The organism is Chromobacterium sp. ASV23 (genome assembly GCF_016428945.1).
Taxonomy (GTDB): Bacteria; Pseudomonadota; Gammaproteobacteria; order Burkholderiales; family Chromobacteriaceae; genus Chromobacterium; species Chromobacterium sinusclupearum.
On record NZ_JAELTR010000022.1, the window covers coordinates 1 to 16,599 of the forward strand.

The following is a 16,599-nucleotide window of genomic DNA, read 5'->3' on the forward strand; positions in this document are numbered from 1 at the left end:
CCCCCCCCCCCCCCCCCCCCCCCCCCCCCCCCCCCCCCCCCCCCCCCCCCCCCTTTTTGAGTCTCGTGGGCTCGGAGATGTGTATAAGAGACAGGGCGCGGCGCTTTCCGCCGGCGCGCGGGCCGGATGGAAGGCCAGCATGCGCAGCAGCGTCATATTGAAGCCGGCATGTTCGTCCGGCGCCAAGGCCAGGTCTTTGCGGCCATGGATGGCAATCTGATAGTACAACTGCACGTCTTGCGGCGCGATGGCGTCGGCCAGCGCGAAAATCGCCTCGCGCTCCGGCTCGTCGTCGGCCAACGCGGCCGGCACCGTCTGCGCCAGCGCCAGTTGCTGCAGCAAAACCGCCAATTCGGACAAGGTGGCGTCAAAGCTGATGCCGCGCTCTGCCAGCTTGTCGGCCTCAGCCATCAGCGCCGCGCCATCGGAGGCGGCCAGCGCCTGCAGCAGGCTGAACAGATAGCGGCGGTCCACCGCGCCCAGCATGGCGCGTACGCCGTCTTCCCTCACTTCGCCCAGGCCATAGGCGATGGCCTGATCCAGCAGCGACTGCGCGTCGCGCATGGAGCCGGACGCGGCGCGGCCCAGCAAGGCCAAGGCCGGCGCCTCGTACGGAATGCCTTCGACTTCCAGCATATGGGCCAAGTGCGTCGACACCTGCTGCGGCGTCATATTGCGCAAGGAGAACTGCAGGCAGCGGGACAGCACCGTGACCGGCACTTTTTGCGGATCGGTGGTGGCCAGGATGAATTTGACGTGGCCGGGCGGCTCCTCCAGCGTCTTCAGCATCGCGTTGAAGGCGCTTTTCGACAGCATGTGCACTTCGTCGATGATGTAGACCTTGAAGCGGCCCATGGTCGGCGCGTACTGGGCGTTTTCCAGCACTTCGCGGATATTGTCGATGCCGGTATTGGACGCGGCGTCGATTTCCAGCAGGTCGACAAAGCGGCCGGCGTCGATCTGGCGGCAGGCCTGGCACTCGCCGCAAGGCTCGGCGGTGGTGCCGGTTTCGCAGTTCAGGCTTTTCGCCAGGATGCGGGCGATGGTGGTCTTGCCTACGCCTCGGGTGCCGGTCAGCAGATAGGCGTGGTGCAGCCGCTGCTCTTTGAGGGCGTTGGACAGGGCGCGCACCACATGCTCTTGGCCGACCAGGTCGGCGAAGCGCTTGGGACGCCACTTGCGGGCAAGGACTTGATAGCTCATGGGGGCGGATTTTAATGGCAATTGCCGCGCAAGGCGACAGGTTTCGCCGGCGCGGCCGCGATGGACGGCGCCGGTGGAAAAGAGAGCGGCTGCGGCTTACATGCCGGCCGAGGCCGGCTCCTGCTGCCGCGCCAGTTCGGCGAAGTAGCGCTGGCGCAGCTGGCTGGCGATCTCCTGCACCGCCTTGGCGTACAGCGTGCTGCGGTTGTAGCGGGTGATCGCGTAGAAATTGTTCAGGCCCAGCCAGTACTCGGTGACGCCCGGCGCCGACTCCAGCGAGAACAGCACGGCCGGCACGTCGTCGGCCAACGGCGCCTGCGGCGCCACGCCCATCTTGCGCAGATCGCCCACCGTGTAGTGCAGATTGAATTTGTCGGCCAGCAGCTGATCGATCTGCGGACCGGCCACCACGCTGGCCGGCACCACCACGTCGTCGCCGGGCTTCCAGCCGTGCAGCTGGAAGTAGTTGGCCACGCTGCCGATGGCGTCGTGCGGATTGTTCCAGATGTCGCGGTGGCCGCTGCCGTCAAAGTCCACCGCCCACTTGCGGTAGCTGGACGGCATGAACTGCGGCAGGCCCATCGCGCCGGCGTAGGAACCCTTCAGCGTCAGCGGGTCCTTGCCCTCTTCCTTGGCCAGCAGCAGGAATTGGGTCAGCTCGCCGCGGAAATACGCGGCGCGGCGTGGGTAGTCGAAACCGATGGTGGACAGCGAATCCACCAGCCGGAAGCTGCCGGTGTTGCGGCCGTAATGGGTCTCCACGCCGAGGATGGCGACGATCACCTCCGGCGCCACGCCGTATTGGCGCTCGGCGCGCGCCAGCGCGTCGGCATTGGCCTGCCAGAAGGCCACGCCGTCGGCGATCAGCCTCTCGTTGACGGTGGTGGCGCGGAATTGGTACCACGGCCGCGAGGTGGACGGCTTGTCCAGAATGCGGATGATATTCGGCTTCAGTTCGACATTGGCGAACACCGCCTCCAGCTCGGGGCGGTTGAACTGGCCGCTGGCCACTTGCTCGTCGATATAGCGCTGCACATCGGGGCGGGCGAGGAAGTCGGCGTCGGCGAAAGCCGGGGCGGCGGAAAACGCCAGCGCGGCCAGGGCAGCCGCGGCGGCTAGTTTCTGCATGATTTTCATGGTGTATTGTTTTCCAGTTGGATATCCCAAATTCCGGGCGCAGGCGCCAAGCTCACTCACGGAACGACAACGCGTTGCTGACCAGCCGCGCGGTGATGTCGACAATCGGAATGACGCGTTCGTAAGCCATGCGGGTGGGGCCGACCACGCCCAGCGTGCCGACCACCTGGCCGTTGATGCAATACGGCGCGGTGACCACCGAGCATTCGTCCAGCGTCACCACGCCAGACTCCTCGCCGATGAAAATGTTCACCCCGCTCGCCTCCCGGCCCTGCGCCAGCAGCTTCAGCAACTCGGTCTTGCGCTCGAACACGCCGAACAGCTCGCGCAAACGCGACAGGTCGTCGGACAGGTCATGCACCTGCAGCAGGCGCGAGCCGCCGGTCACCACCACGTCCTCGCCGCTTTGCGCCAGCGTCTGACGCCCCAGCATCACCGCGGCGGACATCAATTCGGCGATATCGCCCTGCAGCTGCTTGAGCTCGCTCTCCACCCGCTGCGCGACGGCGCTCAGCCCCTGGCCGGCGTAATGCTGGTTGATGAAATTGCCGGCCTCGATCAGCTCGCTCGGCGTGTAGTCGCGCTCGGTCACCAGCAAATGGTTCTGCACATCGCCGTCCAGCGTCACCAGTATCATCAGCACCCGCCGTTCGGACAGGCGCAGAAATTCGATCTGACGAAAAGCGACATCGCTGCGCTGCGGCGTCAGCACCACGCCGGCAAAGCTGGTCAATTCGGACAGCAGGGACGAGGCGGCCTGAGCGATGCGCTGCGGGCTGTCCGGCTGCAGATTATGCTCCAGTTCCTGCAGCGACACCTGGTCCAGCGGACGGATGGTCAGCAGGCGGTCCACGAACAGCCGGTAGCCGCGCGCGGTGGGCACCCGCCCGGCCGAGGTATGCGGCGAGGCGATCAGGCCCATGCCTTCCAGATCGGCCAGCACATTGCGCACGGTGGCCGAAGACAGTTCCACGCCGGGCAGCAGCGACAGGGCCTTGGAGGCCACAGGCTGACCGTCGGCGATGTAGCGCTCGATCAGCGCTTTCAGCAGATGTTGGGCGCGTTCGTTCATCATGTCTCCCATTGTACACATCCTGAACCGCGCCAAAAGGGGGCGGCGCGCGGGTTTACGACTATGGCACGCGCCGGATGGCCGGCAAGCTGCTGTTAGCCCTCTGGTTTTCTGCGATAATCGCCCCATTATTGGTCCGACCTACCCCATTTGGAGACAGCATGGCATCCGAAGACAAGAGCAAGGCGCTGGCCGCGGCCCTGGCCCAGATTGAAAAGCAGTTCGGCAAGGGCTCGATCATGCGCATGAGCGACAACCAGATCAACGAAAACCTGCAGGTGGTCTCCACCGGTTCGCTGAGCCTGGACCTGGCGCTGGGCGTCGGCGGCCTGCCGCGCGGCCGCGTGGTGGAAATCTACGGCCCGGAATCGTCCGGTAAAACCACCCTGTGTCTGCAAGTCGTGGCCGAAGCGCAAAAGCTGGGCGGCACCTGCGCCTACATCGACGCGGAAAACGCGCTGGACCCGATTTACGCGCAGAAGCTGGGCGTAAACGTGGAAGACCTGCTGATCTCGCAGCCGGACACCGGCGAACAGGCCCTGGAAATCTGCGACATGCTGGTGCGTTCCAGCGGCGTGGACGTGATCGTGGTGGACTCGGTGGCCGCGCTGGTGCCGAAGGCGGAAATCGAAGGCGAAATGGGCGACAGCCACGTCGGCCTGCAAGCCCGACTGATGAGCCAGGCCCTGCGCAAGCTGACCGGCAACATCAAGCGCACCAACACCCTGGTGATCTTCATCAACCAGATCCGCATGAAGATCGGCGTGATGTTCGGCAACCCGGAAACCACCACCGGCGGCAACGCGCTGAAGTTCTACGCCTCCGTGCGTCTGGACATCCGCCGCACCGGCGGCATCAAGAAGGGCGAGGAAGTGATCGGCAACGACACCCGCGTCAAAGTGGTGAAGAACAAGGTCTCGCCGCCGTTCCGCCAGGCTGATTTCGAAATCCTGTACGGCGAAGGCATTTCGCGCGCAGGCGAAATCATCGAGCTGGGCGTCAAGCACGGCTTCATCGACAAGTCCGGCGCCTGGTACGCCTACAACGGCCAGAAGATCGGCCAGGGCAAGGACAATACCCGCGAGTGGCTGAAGGCCAACCCGGCCATCGCCGAAGAAATCGAGCGCAAGATCCGCGAAGCGGTGGGCGTGAAGGTGGAAATCACCGAAGGCCAGGCCGACGAAGAAGAATTCGTCGACGACGCCCTCGACGCTTGATGGCCTCAAGCGGCAAAAGCCTGAAGGCGCGGGCCGCCGATCTGCTGTCGCGCCGGGAGTATTCCCGGCGCGAGCTGGTCCGGCGGCTCGCGCCTTTTGCCGAAAGCATGGAACAGCTGGAAGCCGTGCTGGACGAGCTGGCGGCCGCCAACTGGCAGTCGGACAGCCGCTTCGCCCAGCAATTCGCCGCCAGCAAGGGCGGCAAGTTCGGCAGCCGCCGGCTGTCGCAGGAAATGCGCCAACGCGGCGTGGACGATGACACCATACGCCAGGCCCTGGCCGGTCAGGACGATCTGGCCAGCGCGCGCGAACAGTGGCGCAAGAAATTCGGCCGCCCGCCGGCCGACGCCGCGGAAAAAGCCAAACAGTACCGTTTTCTGGCGCAACGCGGCTTCCCGACGGATGTGATCCGCCAGGTGATCGCCGGCGCCGACGACGACTTCTACGAGGACTGAGCCATGGCCAAGCGCAGCATCGCCACCGAGATCGACATCGCCGCCGCTCCGGATCAGGTATGGCGGGTGCTGACCGACTGGCCGCGCTACCCGGAATGGAACCCGTTCATCGTCGGCCTGCACGGCCGCCGCGAAACCGGCGCCAGCCTGGTGGCCACCATTCATCCGCCCGGCGGCCGGCGCATGACCTTCCGGCCGCGGCTGATGGCGTTTGCCGCCGCGCAGCAACTGCGCTGGCGCGGCAAACTGCTGCTGCCGGGCCTGTTCGACGGCGAACACTACTTCCGGCTGGAAGCGCTGGCAGACGGCGGCACCCGCTTTCATCACGGCGAGGATTTTTCCGGCATCCTGCTGCCTCTGATCGGCGGCGCGCTGCTGGACAACGCCCGCAGCGGCTTCGTGCTGATGAACCAGGCGCTGAAACGGCGCTGCGAAGCGCTTGCCAGCCAGGCTCCAGCTTGACACAATCGACGGATTCGTCTTGGCACGGCGCCCGGACCAGATTTTGAAAATTGACCAAAAATCATGAAAACCTCTGAAATTCGCCAGAAATTCCTGGATTTCTTCGCCTCCAAAGGCCACCAGGTAGTCGCCTCCAGCAGCCTGATCCCGGGCAACGACCCGACGCTGATGTTCACCGTCGCCGGCATGGTGCAGTTCAAGGACGTGTTCCTGGGCTTTGAAAAGCGCGACTACACCCGCGCCACCACCAGCCAGAAATGCCTGCGCGCAGGCGGCAAGCACAACGACTTGGAAAACGTCGGCTACACCGCGCGCCACCACACTTTCTTCGAAATGCTGGGCAACTTCAGCTTCGGCGACTACTTCAAGCGCGACGCCATCACCTTCGCCTGGGAATTCCTCACCGGCGAACAATGGCTGGCCCTGCCGAAGGACCGTCTGATGGTGACGGTGTACGCCAGCGACGACGAAGCCTACGACATCTGGCACAAGACCGTCGGCCTGCCGGCCGACAAGATCGTCCGCATCGGCGACAACAAGGGCGCGCCGTACGCGTCCGACAACTTCTGGACCATGGGCGACACCGGCCCCTGCGGCCCGTGCACCGAAATCTTCTTTGACCACGGCGCAGACGTGGCCGGCGGCCCTCCGGGCAGCCCGGACGAAGACGGCGATCGTTTCATGGAAATCTGGAACAACGTGTTCATGCAGTTCAACCGCGACGAATCCGGCGTGCTGCACCCGCTGCCCAAGCCGTCCGTCGATACCGGCATGGGCCTGGAGCGCCTGTCCACCGTGCTGCAACACGTCAAGTCCAACTTTGAAACCGATGGCCTGGCCTGCCTGGTGCGCGCCGCCGCGCGCGAAACCGGCGTGGCCTACAGCCAGGACGTGCCGTCGCTGAAAGTCATCGCCGACCACATCCGCGCCTGTTCCTTCATGATCGCCGACGGCATCCTGCCGTCCAACGAAGGCCGCGGCTACGTGCTGCGCCGCATCGCCCGCCGCGCGATCCGCCACGGCTACAAGCTGGGCCAGAAGGGCCTGTTCTTCCATAAGATCGTGGCCGACCTGGCGGCAGAGATGGGCGACGCCTATCCGGAGCTGCGCGAGAAGCAGGCTCAGATCGAAGACGCGCTGCGCGCCGAGGAAATCAAGTTCGCCGAGACGCTGGAAAACGGCATGGCGCTGGTGGACGCCGCGCTGGAAGGCGGCAAAAAAGAGCTGGATGGCGAAACCATCTTCAAGCTGTACGACACTTTCGGCTTCCCGGTGGACCTGACCGCCGACATCTGCCGCGAACGCGGCATCCACGCCGACCTGGAAGGCTTCGAGCGCGCCATGGAAGCGCAACGCGAGCGCGGCCGCGCCGGCTCCACCTTCAAGATGACCGGCAAGCTCAGCTACAGCGGCGACGACACCTGCTTCCACGGCTACGACAAGAGCAGCGTGGAAGCCAAGGTGCTGGCGCTGTACAAGGGCACCGAGCCGGTTGAGGCGCTGTCCGCCGGCGACGAAGGCATCGTGGTGCTGGACAACACCGCCTTCTACGCCGAAGGCGGCGGCCAGGTCGGCGATGTCGGCGAAATCTCCGCCGTAGGCGGCATCGACGCGCTGTTCGACGTGGCCGACACCCAGAAGATCCAGGGCGCGGTCTTCGGCCACAAGGGCGTGCTCGCCCGCGGCGCGCTGAAGGTCGGCGACAGCGTCACCGCCACCATCGACCTGCACCAGCGTCTGGCCAGCGCCCGCAACCACTCCGCCACCCACCTGCTGCACGCGGCGCTGCGCCATGTGCTGGGCAGCCACGTGGCGCAAAAGGGTTCGCTGGTCAATCCGGAACGCACCCGTTTCGACTTCGCCCACGGCGAGCCGGTAACGGCGGAACAGATCGCCGAGCTGGAGCGCGTGGTCAACCGCGTGATCGCACATAACGTCGAGGTCAAGGCCGAGCTGATGAGCATGGCAGACGCCCAGAAATCCGGCGCGATGATGCTGTTCGGCGAAAAATACGGCGAGGAAGTCCGAGTGCTGACCATGGGCAACTTCTCCGCCGAACTGTGCGGCGGCACCCACGTCAAGCGCACCGGCGACATCGGCCTGTTCAAGATCGTGGCCGAAAGCGGCGTCGCCGCGGGCGTGCGCCGGATCGAAGCCGTGACCGGCGAAGGCGCCGTCGCCTGGGTTCAGGCCCAGGAAGCGGAGCTGAAAACCGCCGCCAGCGCGCTGCAAGCGCAGCCGGGCGAGCTGATCGCCAAGATCGAACGCCTGCAAGCCGAACTGAAAGCCGCGCAAAAGGAAGCCCAGCAGCTGAAGGGCCAGCTGGCCTTCGGCCAACTGGACGAACTGGTCAGCGTCGGCATGCGCACCATCAACGGCGTCAAGTGCGTCGGCAGCCGCATCGACAACGTCGACGCCGCCACCCTGCGCGAGATGAGCGACAAGCTGATGGACCGCCTGGAAAGCGGCATCGCGCTCTTGGCTTGCGTCAACGAAGGCAAGGTCAGCCTGATCGCCCGCGTGTCCAAGGACCTGACCGGCAAGGTCAAGGCCGGCGAGCTGGTCAACCAAGTCGCCACGCAAGTGGGCGGCAAGGGCGGCGGCCGCCCGGACATGGCCCAGGCCGGCGGCACCCAGCCGGAAAACCTGCCGGCTGCGCTGCAAAGCCTGCCGGACTGGCTGATGACCAAGCTGTAAGCCGCGCAAACCGCACGCAAACGAAACGGCCGCATGACTATCATGTGGCCGTTTTTTATTCGGTAACAATTCGATTGCAAAATGCGCTCAATCCCGTCAATAGGAGCCTGCCATGGAAACCATCGAATTCCGCCTTGCCGACTGGGATGACCTACCGGCCGTCTGTCACCTGATCCAGCAGGCATTCGCCCCGCTGGCCGCCACGCTTCCCAGCCGCCCCACCGCGCTGGACGAAACCGTCACCAGCCTGACCGGCCACCTCGCCAGCGGCAGCCAGATCTTCCTGGCCTGGCAGAAACGGCAACTGGCCGCCTGCCTGTTGGTGCTGCCGCCGGACGATGGCTGCGCCGAGGTCAAACGCGTCTGCACCCACCCGGAACTGCAAGGCCTAGGCCTGGGTTCCGCCCTGCTCCACCACGCCGAAGCGCAGCTGCGGCAACAAGGCGTGCAACGCATACGGCTGGCAACCCGCCGCCGCCTGCCGGGCAATCTGGCGTTCTATCAGCGCCTCGGTTATCAGGAGATCGAGCGCCAGCCTTACGCCGCCGAGGTGGATGATGAGCGCGTGGTATTGAGCAAGCAGTTAGCCGCCTGAACCTGTTAGGGGCTGTTGGCGTTTGGAGAGCGGTCGCGCCGGGATGCGTTTTGCGCCGAATCGAGGCGTTTCGCGCGCCGCATAGTCATTCTCTGCCAGCGCGGAACAACGAAGAGTCGGCGCGAAAGGCGCCCGGCCCTGCGGGTTTGGCCGCTTTGGGCCGGAAGCCACGTTGCCCAGCCCTTGCGTAGAATGCTATGCGTCGGACTGTGCGCCTTGCTTCCGGTCCAAATCGGCGCAAACGCGATCCACTCACCAAACGTCAACAGCCCCTAATCCTGCCGATCACTAATTTGAAGCAAAGCCCTGTAAGTTTGTTTCATATCAAGCCATGAAAAATCAGAGTTAAATAATATACACATGCTTCTTATGGCTTCTCCTTTGTTGTTTGCTTTGATGCCCCCGGGACCTCCCGGGGCTTTTTTTGCCTGCGCTCAACCGCCTGCTTATAGTGGAAACACGTATCCACTTCGTCGAGGGGAGCGCCATGCGCCTGCCTTTGCTCGCCCTGCTCGCTTGCTGCTGCCAGCTGTTATCCGCCCAGGCGGACCAGCCCCCGCCGGAACTCTACGCGCTGACCGAAAACCTGCCGCCGCTGAGCTATCAGCAAGATGGCGACTACAAGGGCTTCTCCAATGAGTTGCTGCTGATGATGCTGCACGAAAGCGGCCTGCACGCCACCATTGAGATCAAGCCGTGGAGCCGCGCGCTGCGGGAGGCGCAACAGGTGCCGAATACCGTGCTGTACCTGACCGTGCGCACGCCGGAACGCGAAGACTTGTTCAAATGGGTGGGACCGGCGCTGCCCTTGCCGATTGAGCTATTCCGACTGGGCGGCCCCAAGGCGCTGCCGTACACCTCGATAGAGGACGCGCGGCGCGCGCGGGTGGCGGTAGCGCGCGACACGCCCGGGCAAAAGATGATGGAAGACCGGGGGTTTTCAGAAAACCAAAACCTGGTGCTGACCAACGACGAAGGGCAGTCGGCCAAGCTGCTGTACGCGCACCGGGTGCCGTACACGGTTGGGGTGGCGCTGTTCCAGCGCTACGCCGCGCGCCAACAGGGCCAGGACCCGGAGCGGCTGGATTCGGTGCAAGTGCTGGATGACAGCACGCAGTTCTATTTCGCGCTGCAAAAGGATAGCAAGCCGGAATACGTCGCGCGTCTGCAGGCGGCATTGGACAAGATCAAACAGGATGGCCGCTACGCCTCTCTGCTGAAGCGCTACACCCATCCCTGAATCGGCTTATAACACCAGCTTGCCGCCCACCAGCGCCAGCATCACCGCCAGCGCCGGCCTCAGCCAGTGGTCCGCCAGCTTGCCGGTCAGCTTGCTGCCCAGCCAGATGCCGGGCAGCGAGCCGCTGAGCAGTTTCAACAGCAGCAGCCAATCCAGATGCCCCATGCTGGCGTGGCCCAGGCCGGCCACCAGCGTCAGCGGCACCGCATGGGCGATTTCCGTCCCCACCAGACGCGAGGTGGACAGCGCCGGATACAGCATGAACAGCGCCAGCGTGCCCAAGGCGCCGGCGCCGATGGAGCTCAGCGTCACCAGCACCCCCAGCACCGCCCCCACCAGCGCGGTGGGCCACCAGCGCTCGCCCACGCCGAGCTTGGCCACATGGCGCCCACCCACCTTCATCAGCCAAGGCTTGCCCAATATGGCCGCCGCAGTCAGCAGCAAGGCCAGGCCGAGCACAAAGCGGAATATTTCGTCCATGATGCGCGGCGACACATGCAGCCAGGACAGCAGGCCCAGCGTCAACAGCGCCGCCGGCACACTGCCCAGCGCCAGCTGCAGCGTGATGCGCCAGTCGATATGGCGCTGCCTATGATGCACCACCACCCCGCCGGCCTTGGTCAGCGCGGCGTACAGAAGGTCGGTGCCGACGGCCGTGGCCGGCGAAATGCCAAACCACAACAGGATGGGCGTCATCAGCGAGCCGCCGCCCACGCCGGTCAGCCCGACGATAAAGCCAACCGCCAGCCCCGCCACCGTGTATCCCAGATCCATAGCCGTCCTCATTTATCCTGCAATAATCAACTGATGCTACGCGGTTTGCTTATAACAATTTAGATCGTTTTGATACAACAATATATTTCTAAAACATATATCTAGCTTACCCTGCAAGTTTCATCGCGGCATCACGGCGCCGTAACAACAGTGGGCTAAGTTTTAATCGAAACAAAATGACATGGAACGCCACAATCGCCGCCTGATTTACACCCAAGGCCTTTACAAACCGAACAAATCGCGTCAACTTGATACAGTCAGGGCGCAGCCCGCCCAGCTTGCCGGCCACGTCCGCGCCAGCCGTCAGGATCGCCCTGAGAAGTCCACGTTTCGAGATCGAAAGGTGCAGGATGATTTCTCGTATCCCCCTGAGCGTTCGTAGAAAACAGGCCCGAGACCAGCATGAAAGCTTCCTCTATGCCGTGGCCAAACCGCAGCTGAGCGACGAGGAAAGGTCGCGCCAGCAGAAAGTGCGGCAACGGGCCCACGACCGCGACGACGCCCGCTTCCTAGCCGACCGTTGCGACGATCTGTTCTGAAACCTTGACGGGGCCGCACGGCCCCGCCCACCTGCCTCCGCCCACAATGGCGGCGCGCCTCATGTATTTTTCTTTACACCATCCCATCCCGTTCTTGCACCCCGGAAATCACGTATCCGCAAAGCGTTGACTTGACGCAGCGCGCCGCTTTTCGCCTAAAAAAATTCCAACAATACGACGACAGAGGAATTTTTTTCCTAAAAAATGGCCAATAAAGATAATTTTTATACTTTCTTTACACGAGGCATCTCGCTTTTATCAGGTTTTTGACGCCGGTTTGATTACCTTCCACATCGCACATTACGCATGGAGATTTTCACTATGGATTGGCTTTATCTGGGCCTGGTCGCGCTGTTCTGCGCACTGACCTGGCTGCTGATCGCAGCCTGTGACCGACTGGGAGGCAAGCAATGACTGCCTGGTACCTGATCAGCGCCCTGCTGGCGCTTGGACTGTTCGTCTATCTGATCTACGCATTGGTCAAACCGGAGAATTTCTAATCATGACAACACCCGCCATGCTCCAACTGGGGCTGTTCCTGGCCGTGCTGGTCGCACTGGCCTGGCCTCTGGGCGCGTATATGACGCGCATCATGCAGGGGGAAAACGTCGGTCCGGTACGCTTTTTCGCGCCGCTAGAACGCGGTTTCTATCGCCTCGCCGGCATCAAGCAGGATGAGGAAATGGGCTGGCGCGGCTACACCGTGGCCTTGATCCTGTTCAACGTGCTGGGCGCGGTCGCCGTCTACGCCTTGCAGCGTCTGCAAGGCGCGCTGCCGTTCAACCCGCAGGCAATGGCCGCCGTATCGCCGGATTCGTCGTTCAACACCGCCATCTCCTTCATCACCAATACCAACTGGCAAGGTTACGGCGGCGAAACCACGATGAGCTATCTGACCCAGATGCTGGGTCTGACCGTGCAGAACTTCCTGTCGGCCGCTACCGGCGCCGCCGTGGTGATCGCGCTGATCCGCGGCTTTGTCCGCCACAACAGCAGCAAGATCGGCAACTTCTGGGTGGACATCACCCGCCTGACCATGTACATCCTGCTGCCGCTGGCGCTGGTACTGGCGCTGGTCTTCACCCAGCAGGGCGTCATCCAGAACCTGTCCGCCTACAAGGATGTGCATACGCTGGAAGTGACCAAGTACCAGCAGCCCAAGGTTGACGCCAAGGGCAATCCGGTGACCGGCAAAGACGGCAAGCCGGTGATGGAAGACAAGTCCACCCAGACGCAGACCCTGCCGATGGGCCCGGTGGCCTCGCAAGAAGCCATCAAGATGCTGGGCACTAACGGCGGCGGCTTCTTCAACGCCAACTCCGCCCATCCGTTTGAAAACCCGACTCCGTTCGCCAACTTCCTGCAGGACATCGCGATCTTCCTGATTCCGGCCGCGCTGTGCTTCCTGTTTGGCCGCATGGTGGGCGACCGTCGCCAAGGCTGGGCCATCCTCGCCGCGATGACCATCATGTTCGCCACCGCCGTAGTGGTGGAAACCAACGCCGAGCAAGCCGGCGTGCCGCAGTACAACGCGCTGCACATCGACCAGCAAGCCAGCAGCCTGCAGTCCGGCGGCAATATGGAAGGCAAGGAAGCGCGCTTCGGCATCATCGATACCTCGCTGTTCATCGCCGTGACCACCTCCGCTTCCTGCGGCGCAGTGAACGCGATGCACGACTCGCTGACGCCGATCGGCGGCATGGTGCCGATGTTCCTGATGCAGCTGGGCGAAGTGGTGTTCGGCGGCGTGGGTTCCGGCCTGTACGGCATGCTGATCTTCGCCATCCTGGCCGTGTTCATCGCCGGCCTGATGGTAGGCCGCACGCCGGAGTACCTGGGCAAGAAGATCGAAACCTACGAGATGAAGATGACCGCGATCACCATCCTGGTGACCCCGACCCTGGTGCTGGCGCTGACCGCCATCGCCGTGAGCATGGCAGCGGGCAAGGCCGGCATCGCCAATCCGGGCGCGCACGGCTTCAGCGAAATCCTGTACGCCTTCACCTCCGCGGCCAACAACAACGGCAGCGCCTTCGCCGGCCTGTCCGCCAACACGCCGTTCTACAACATCGCCACCGGCATCGCCATGTTCTTTGGCCGCTTCTTCATGATCGTGCCGATCCTGGCCATCGCCGGTTCGCTGGCAGCCAAGAAGCGCCTGGCCGTCACCAGCGGCACCCTGCCGACCCATGGTCCGTTGTTCGTGGTGTTATTGATCGGCACCGTGCTGCTGGTAGGCGCGTTGAACTATGTTCCGGCTCTGGCACTGGGCCCGGTAGTCGAGCATCTGCAAATGCTCGCCGTCCACTAAGCGCCAGTCAGTCAAGGAAACTCGAGATGAACGACAAGAATCATTCAAAGACCCTGGTAGCGGAACCTGCCGCTGCCGGCCACAAGAGCGCGAGCAAGGGCATGTTCGATCCGGCGCTGGTGAAACCCGCCATCGTCGATTCGTTCAAGAAGCTGTCGCCGCGCACCCAGTGGCGCAACCCGGTGATGTTCGTGGTGTACGTGGGCAGCATTCTGACCACCGCGCTGTGGCTCCAGTCGCTGGCCGGCCAGGGCGAGGCCTCCTCCGGCTTCATCCTGGGCATCGCCTTGTGGCTGTGGTTCACCGTGCTGTTCGCCAACTTCGCCGAAGCGCTGGCCGAAGGCCGCAGCAAAGCCCAGGCCGCCAGCCTGCGCTCCGCCAAGAAGAATGTGGTGGCCAAGAAGCTGGCCGGCGGCAACCACGGCGCCGCCAAGAGCATCGTGGACGGCACCAGCCTGCGCAAAGGCGACTACGTGCTGGTGGAAGCCGGCGACGTGATCCCGGTGGACGGCGAAGTGATCGAAGGCGTGGCCTCCGTTGACGAATCCGCCATCACGGGCGAATCCGCGCCGGTGATCCGCGAATCCGGCGGCGACTTCTCCTCCGTCACCGGCGGCACCCGCGTGCTGTCCGACTGGATCGTGGTGAAAATCACCGTCAACCCGGGCGAAACCTTCCTCGACCGCATGATCGCCATGGTGGAAGGCGCCAAGCGCCAGAAAACGCCGAACGAGATCGCGCTGACCATTCTGCTGGTGGCCTTGACCATCGTATTCCTGATCGTCACCGTCACCCTGCTGCCGTTCTCCTTGTTCAGCGTGGACGCGGTCAAGGCCGGCTCGCCGATCAGCATCACCACCCTGGTGGCGCTGCTGGTCTGCCTGATCCCGACCACCATCGGCGGTCTACTGTCCGCCATCGGCGTGGCCGGCATGAGCCGCATGATGGGCGCCAATGTGATCGCCACTTCCGGCCGCGCGGTGGAAGCCGCCGGCGACGTGGACGTGCTGCTGTTGGACAAGACCGGCACCATCACCCTGGGCAACCGTCAGGCTTCCGCCTTCATTCCGGCGCCGGGCGTCAGCGAGAAAGACCTGGCCGACGCCGCGCAACTGGCCTCCCTGGCCGACGAAACGCCGGAAGGCCGCTCCATCGTGGTGCTGGCCAAGCAGAAGTTCAATCTGCGCGAGCGCCAACTGGCCAGCCATGAAGCCAGCTTCATCGCCTTCAGCGCGCAAACCCGGATGTCCGGCATCGACTACGACGGCCGCCAGATCCGCAAGGGCGCCATCGACGCCATCCGCCGCCACATCGCCGAGCAAGGCGGCCAGTTCCCGGACGCGCTGTCCAAGAGCGCCGACGAAGTGGCCCGCCGCGGCTCCACCCCGCTGCTGGTGGCCGAAGGCAACCGCGCGCTGGGCGTGATCGAGCTGAAGGACATCGTCAAGGGCGGCATCAAGGAGCGTTTCGCCGAGCTGCGCCAGATGGGCATCAAGACGGTGATGATCACCGGCGACAACCCGCTGACCGCGGCCGCCATCGCCGCCGAAGCCGGCGTGGACGACTTCCTGGCCGAAGCCACGCCGGAAGCCAAGCTGAAGCTGATCCGCAGCCATCAGGCCGAAGGCAAGCTGGTGGCGATGACCGGCGACGGCACCAACGACGCCCCCGCCCTGGCCCAAGCCGACGTAGCCGTTGCCATGAACACCGGCACCCAGGCGGCCAAGGAAGCCGGCAATATGGTGGACCTGGACTCGAACCCGACCAAGCTGATCGAGATCGTGGAAATCGGCAAGCAGATGCTGATGACCCGCGGCTCGCTGACCACCTTCTCCATCGCCAACGACGTGGCCAAGTACTTCGCCATCATCCCGGCGGCGTTCGCCAGCACCTACCCGCAGCTGAACGCGCTGAACGTGATGGGCCTGAACAGCCCGTCCTCGGCCATCATGTCCGCGGTGATCTTCAACGCCATCATCATCGTGTTCCTGATCCCGCTGGCGCTGAAGGGCGTGAAGTACCACGCCAAGAGCGCGGCCGAGCTGCTGCGCAGCAACTTGCTGGTCTACGGCCTCGGCGGCCTGCTGGTGCCCTTCGTCGGCATCAAGATCATCGACATGCTGCTGGGCGCGCTGGGTCTGGTGTAACAGGCAATCTAAGGTTCCCGGACCCGGTCCGGGGCATCACCCCGGCATGCCGGGAACCGGGCGCGGGCCAGCCCGCCGCCGCCAAGATGGCGACGGGCGCCGCGCCAAGAGAATGGAAAGGATTATCGTGAAAATCATTCGTCCCCTGCTGGTGATCTTCGGCGGCTTGTCGCTGCTCACCGGCTTGGCCTACCCGCTGGTCACCACCGGCATCGCCCAGGCGGTGTTTCCGGCGCAGGCCAACGGCAGCCTGATCGAAAAAGACGGCAAGGTCGTGGGCTCGCGCCTGATCGGCCAGAACTTCAGCGGCGAGCAGTATTTCTGGGGCCGTCCGTCGGCCACCAGCCCGATGCCGTACAACGCCGGCAACTCCGGCGGCTCCAACCTGGGCCCGACCAACAAGGCCCAATTGGACGCGGTGAAGGGCAATGTGGACAACATCCGCAAGGCGCACCCGACCCAGACCGGCCCGGTGCCGGTGGACCTGGTCACCGCCTCCGGCAGCGGCCTGGACCCGGAAATTTCCGTCGCCTCGGCTTACTATCAGGTTGACCGCGTGGCCGCCGCGCGTAAACTGCCGGCAACGGCCGTGCGCAAGCTGGTCGATGACCATATCATCGGCGAGACCTTCGGCCTCTTGGGCGAGCCGCGCGTCAATGTGCTGGAGCTGAACCTGGCGCTGGATCAGTTGGCCCGCAAAGTCTGACCGTCCGGTTCTTTTAGCCACGGAAACACACGGAAGGACACGAA

15 protein-coding genes are annotated in these 16,599 nt (G+C 64.0%); 11 read left to right on the forward strand and 4 right to left on the reverse strand.

The window, feature by feature from the left end; genetic code table 11:
- The 3 genes from dnaX to hrcA all read right to left on the reverse strand — a co-directional run.
- Positions 1–1,203, reverse strand: a 1,203-nt coding sequence (gene dnaX / locus JHD59_RS10875; RefSeq protein ID WP_233164003.1) for a DNA polymerase III subunit gamma/tau, incomplete at its 3' end; no start/stop codon positions are given.
- 96 nt (positions 1,204–1,299) lie between these two features.
- A complete protein-coding gene (mltB, locus tag JHD59_RS10880; protein ID WP_199154248.1) occupies positions 1,300–2,340 on the reverse strand; it encodes a lytic murein transglycosylase B in 1,041 nt (346 codons plus the stop codon).
- A 52-nt stretch (positions 2,341–2,392) separates the two neighbouring features.
- Positions 2,393–3,412: a heat-inducible transcriptional repressor HrcA gene (hrcA, locus tag JHD59_RS10885; RefSeq protein ID WP_233164004.1), complete on the reverse strand. Its 1,020-nt coding sequence runs from the start codon at positions 3,410–3,412 to the stop codon at positions 2,393–2,395.
- Positions 3,413–3,573: 161 nt separating this feature from the next.
- Between hrcA and recA the strand changes: the two genes are divergently transcribed.
- From recA to JHD59_RS10915, 6 genes are all read left to right on the forward strand, one after another.
- Positions 3,574–4,629 carry a recombinase RecA gene (gene recA, locus JHD59_RS10890; protein ID WP_071110136.1) on the forward strand — a complete coding sequence of 352 codons (1,056 nt, stop codon included), beginning with the start codon at positions 3,574–3,576 and terminating at the stop codon, positions 4,627–4,629.
- Positions 4,629–5,084, forward strand: coding sequence for a recombination regulator RecX (gene recX / locus JHD59_RS10895; RefSeq protein WP_199154249.1), 456 nt, complete (start codon positions 4,629–4,631; stop codon positions 5,082–5,084). Before recA ends, recX begins: the two co-directional genes overlap by 1 nt.
- A gap of 3 nt (positions 5,085–5,087) precedes the next feature.
- Positions 5,088–5,546 (forward strand): SRPBCC domain-containing protein, encoded by a 459-nt coding sequence (locus tag JHD59_RS10900; RefSeq protein WP_199154250.1) that lies wholly within the window; start codon positions 5,088–5,090, stop codon positions 5,544–5,546.
- Between the two features lie 63 nt (positions 5,547–5,609).
- Entirely contained in the window at positions 5,610–8,243 is a 2,634-nt protein-coding gene (alaS, locus tag JHD59_RS10905; RefSeq protein ID WP_199154251.1) for an alanine--tRNA ligase, read from the forward strand.
- Positions 8,244–8,355: 112 nt separating this feature from the next.
- A complete protein-coding gene (locus JHD59_RS10910; RefSeq protein WP_103318761.1) occupies positions 8,356–8,838 on the forward strand; it encodes a GNAT family N-acetyltransferase in 483 nt (160 codons plus the stop codon).
- A gap of 487 nt (positions 8,839–9,325) precedes the next feature.
- Entirely contained in the window at positions 9,326–10,078 is a 753-nt protein-coding gene (locus JHD59_RS10915) for an ABC transporter substrate-binding protein (RefSeq protein ID WP_199154252.1), read from the forward strand.
- A 6-nt stretch (positions 10,079–10,084) separates the two neighbouring features.
- Here JHD59_RS10915 and JHD59_RS10920 read toward each other — a convergent pair whose 3' ends face one another.
- Positions 10,085–10,852, reverse strand: coding sequence for a sulfite exporter TauE/SafE family protein (locus JHD59_RS10920; RefSeq protein ID WP_103318758.1), 768 nt, complete (start codon positions 10,850–10,852; stop codon positions 10,085–10,087).
- Between the two features lie 350 nt (positions 10,853–11,202).
- On the opposite strand from JHD59_RS10920, the gene JHD59_RS10925 reads away from it, so the two are divergent.
- From JHD59_RS10925 to kdpC, 5 genes are all read left to right on the forward strand, one after another.
- Entirely contained in the window at positions 11,203–11,391 is a 189-nt protein-coding gene (locus tag JHD59_RS10925; RefSeq protein WP_011135152.1) for a hypothetical protein, read from the forward strand.
- A 410-nt stretch (positions 11,392–11,801) separates the two neighbouring features.
- The gene (gene kdpF, locus JHD59_RS10930) at positions 11,802–11,891 is read left to right on the forward strand and encodes a K(+)-transporting ATPase subunit F (RefSeq protein WP_021476355.1); all 90 of its coding nucleotides are present in this window, start codon (positions 11,802–11,804) and stop codon (positions 11,889–11,891) included.
- A gap of 2 nt (positions 11,892–11,893) precedes the next feature.
- The gene (kdpA, locus tag JHD59_RS10935) at positions 11,894–13,702 is read left to right on the forward strand and encodes a potassium-transporting ATPase subunit KdpA (RefSeq protein WP_103318755.1); all 1,809 of its coding nucleotides are present in this window, start codon (positions 11,894–11,896) and stop codon (positions 13,700–13,702) included.
- A 101-nt stretch (positions 13,703–13,803) separates the two neighbouring features.
- Positions 13,804–15,849 (forward strand): potassium-transporting ATPase subunit KdpB, encoded by a 2,046-nt coding sequence (gene kdpB, locus JHD59_RS10940; protein ID WP_199154281.1) that lies wholly within the window; start codon positions 13,804–13,806, stop codon positions 15,847–15,849.
- 127 nt (positions 15,850–15,976) lie between these two features.
- On the forward strand, positions 15,977–16,555 hold the full coding sequence (gene kdpC, locus JHD59_RS10945; RefSeq protein WP_368671574.1) for a potassium-transporting ATPase subunit KdpC: 579 nt from the start codon (positions 15,977–15,979) through the stop codon (positions 16,553–16,555).
- The last annotated feature ends 44 nt before the right edge of the window (positions 16,556–16,599 follow it).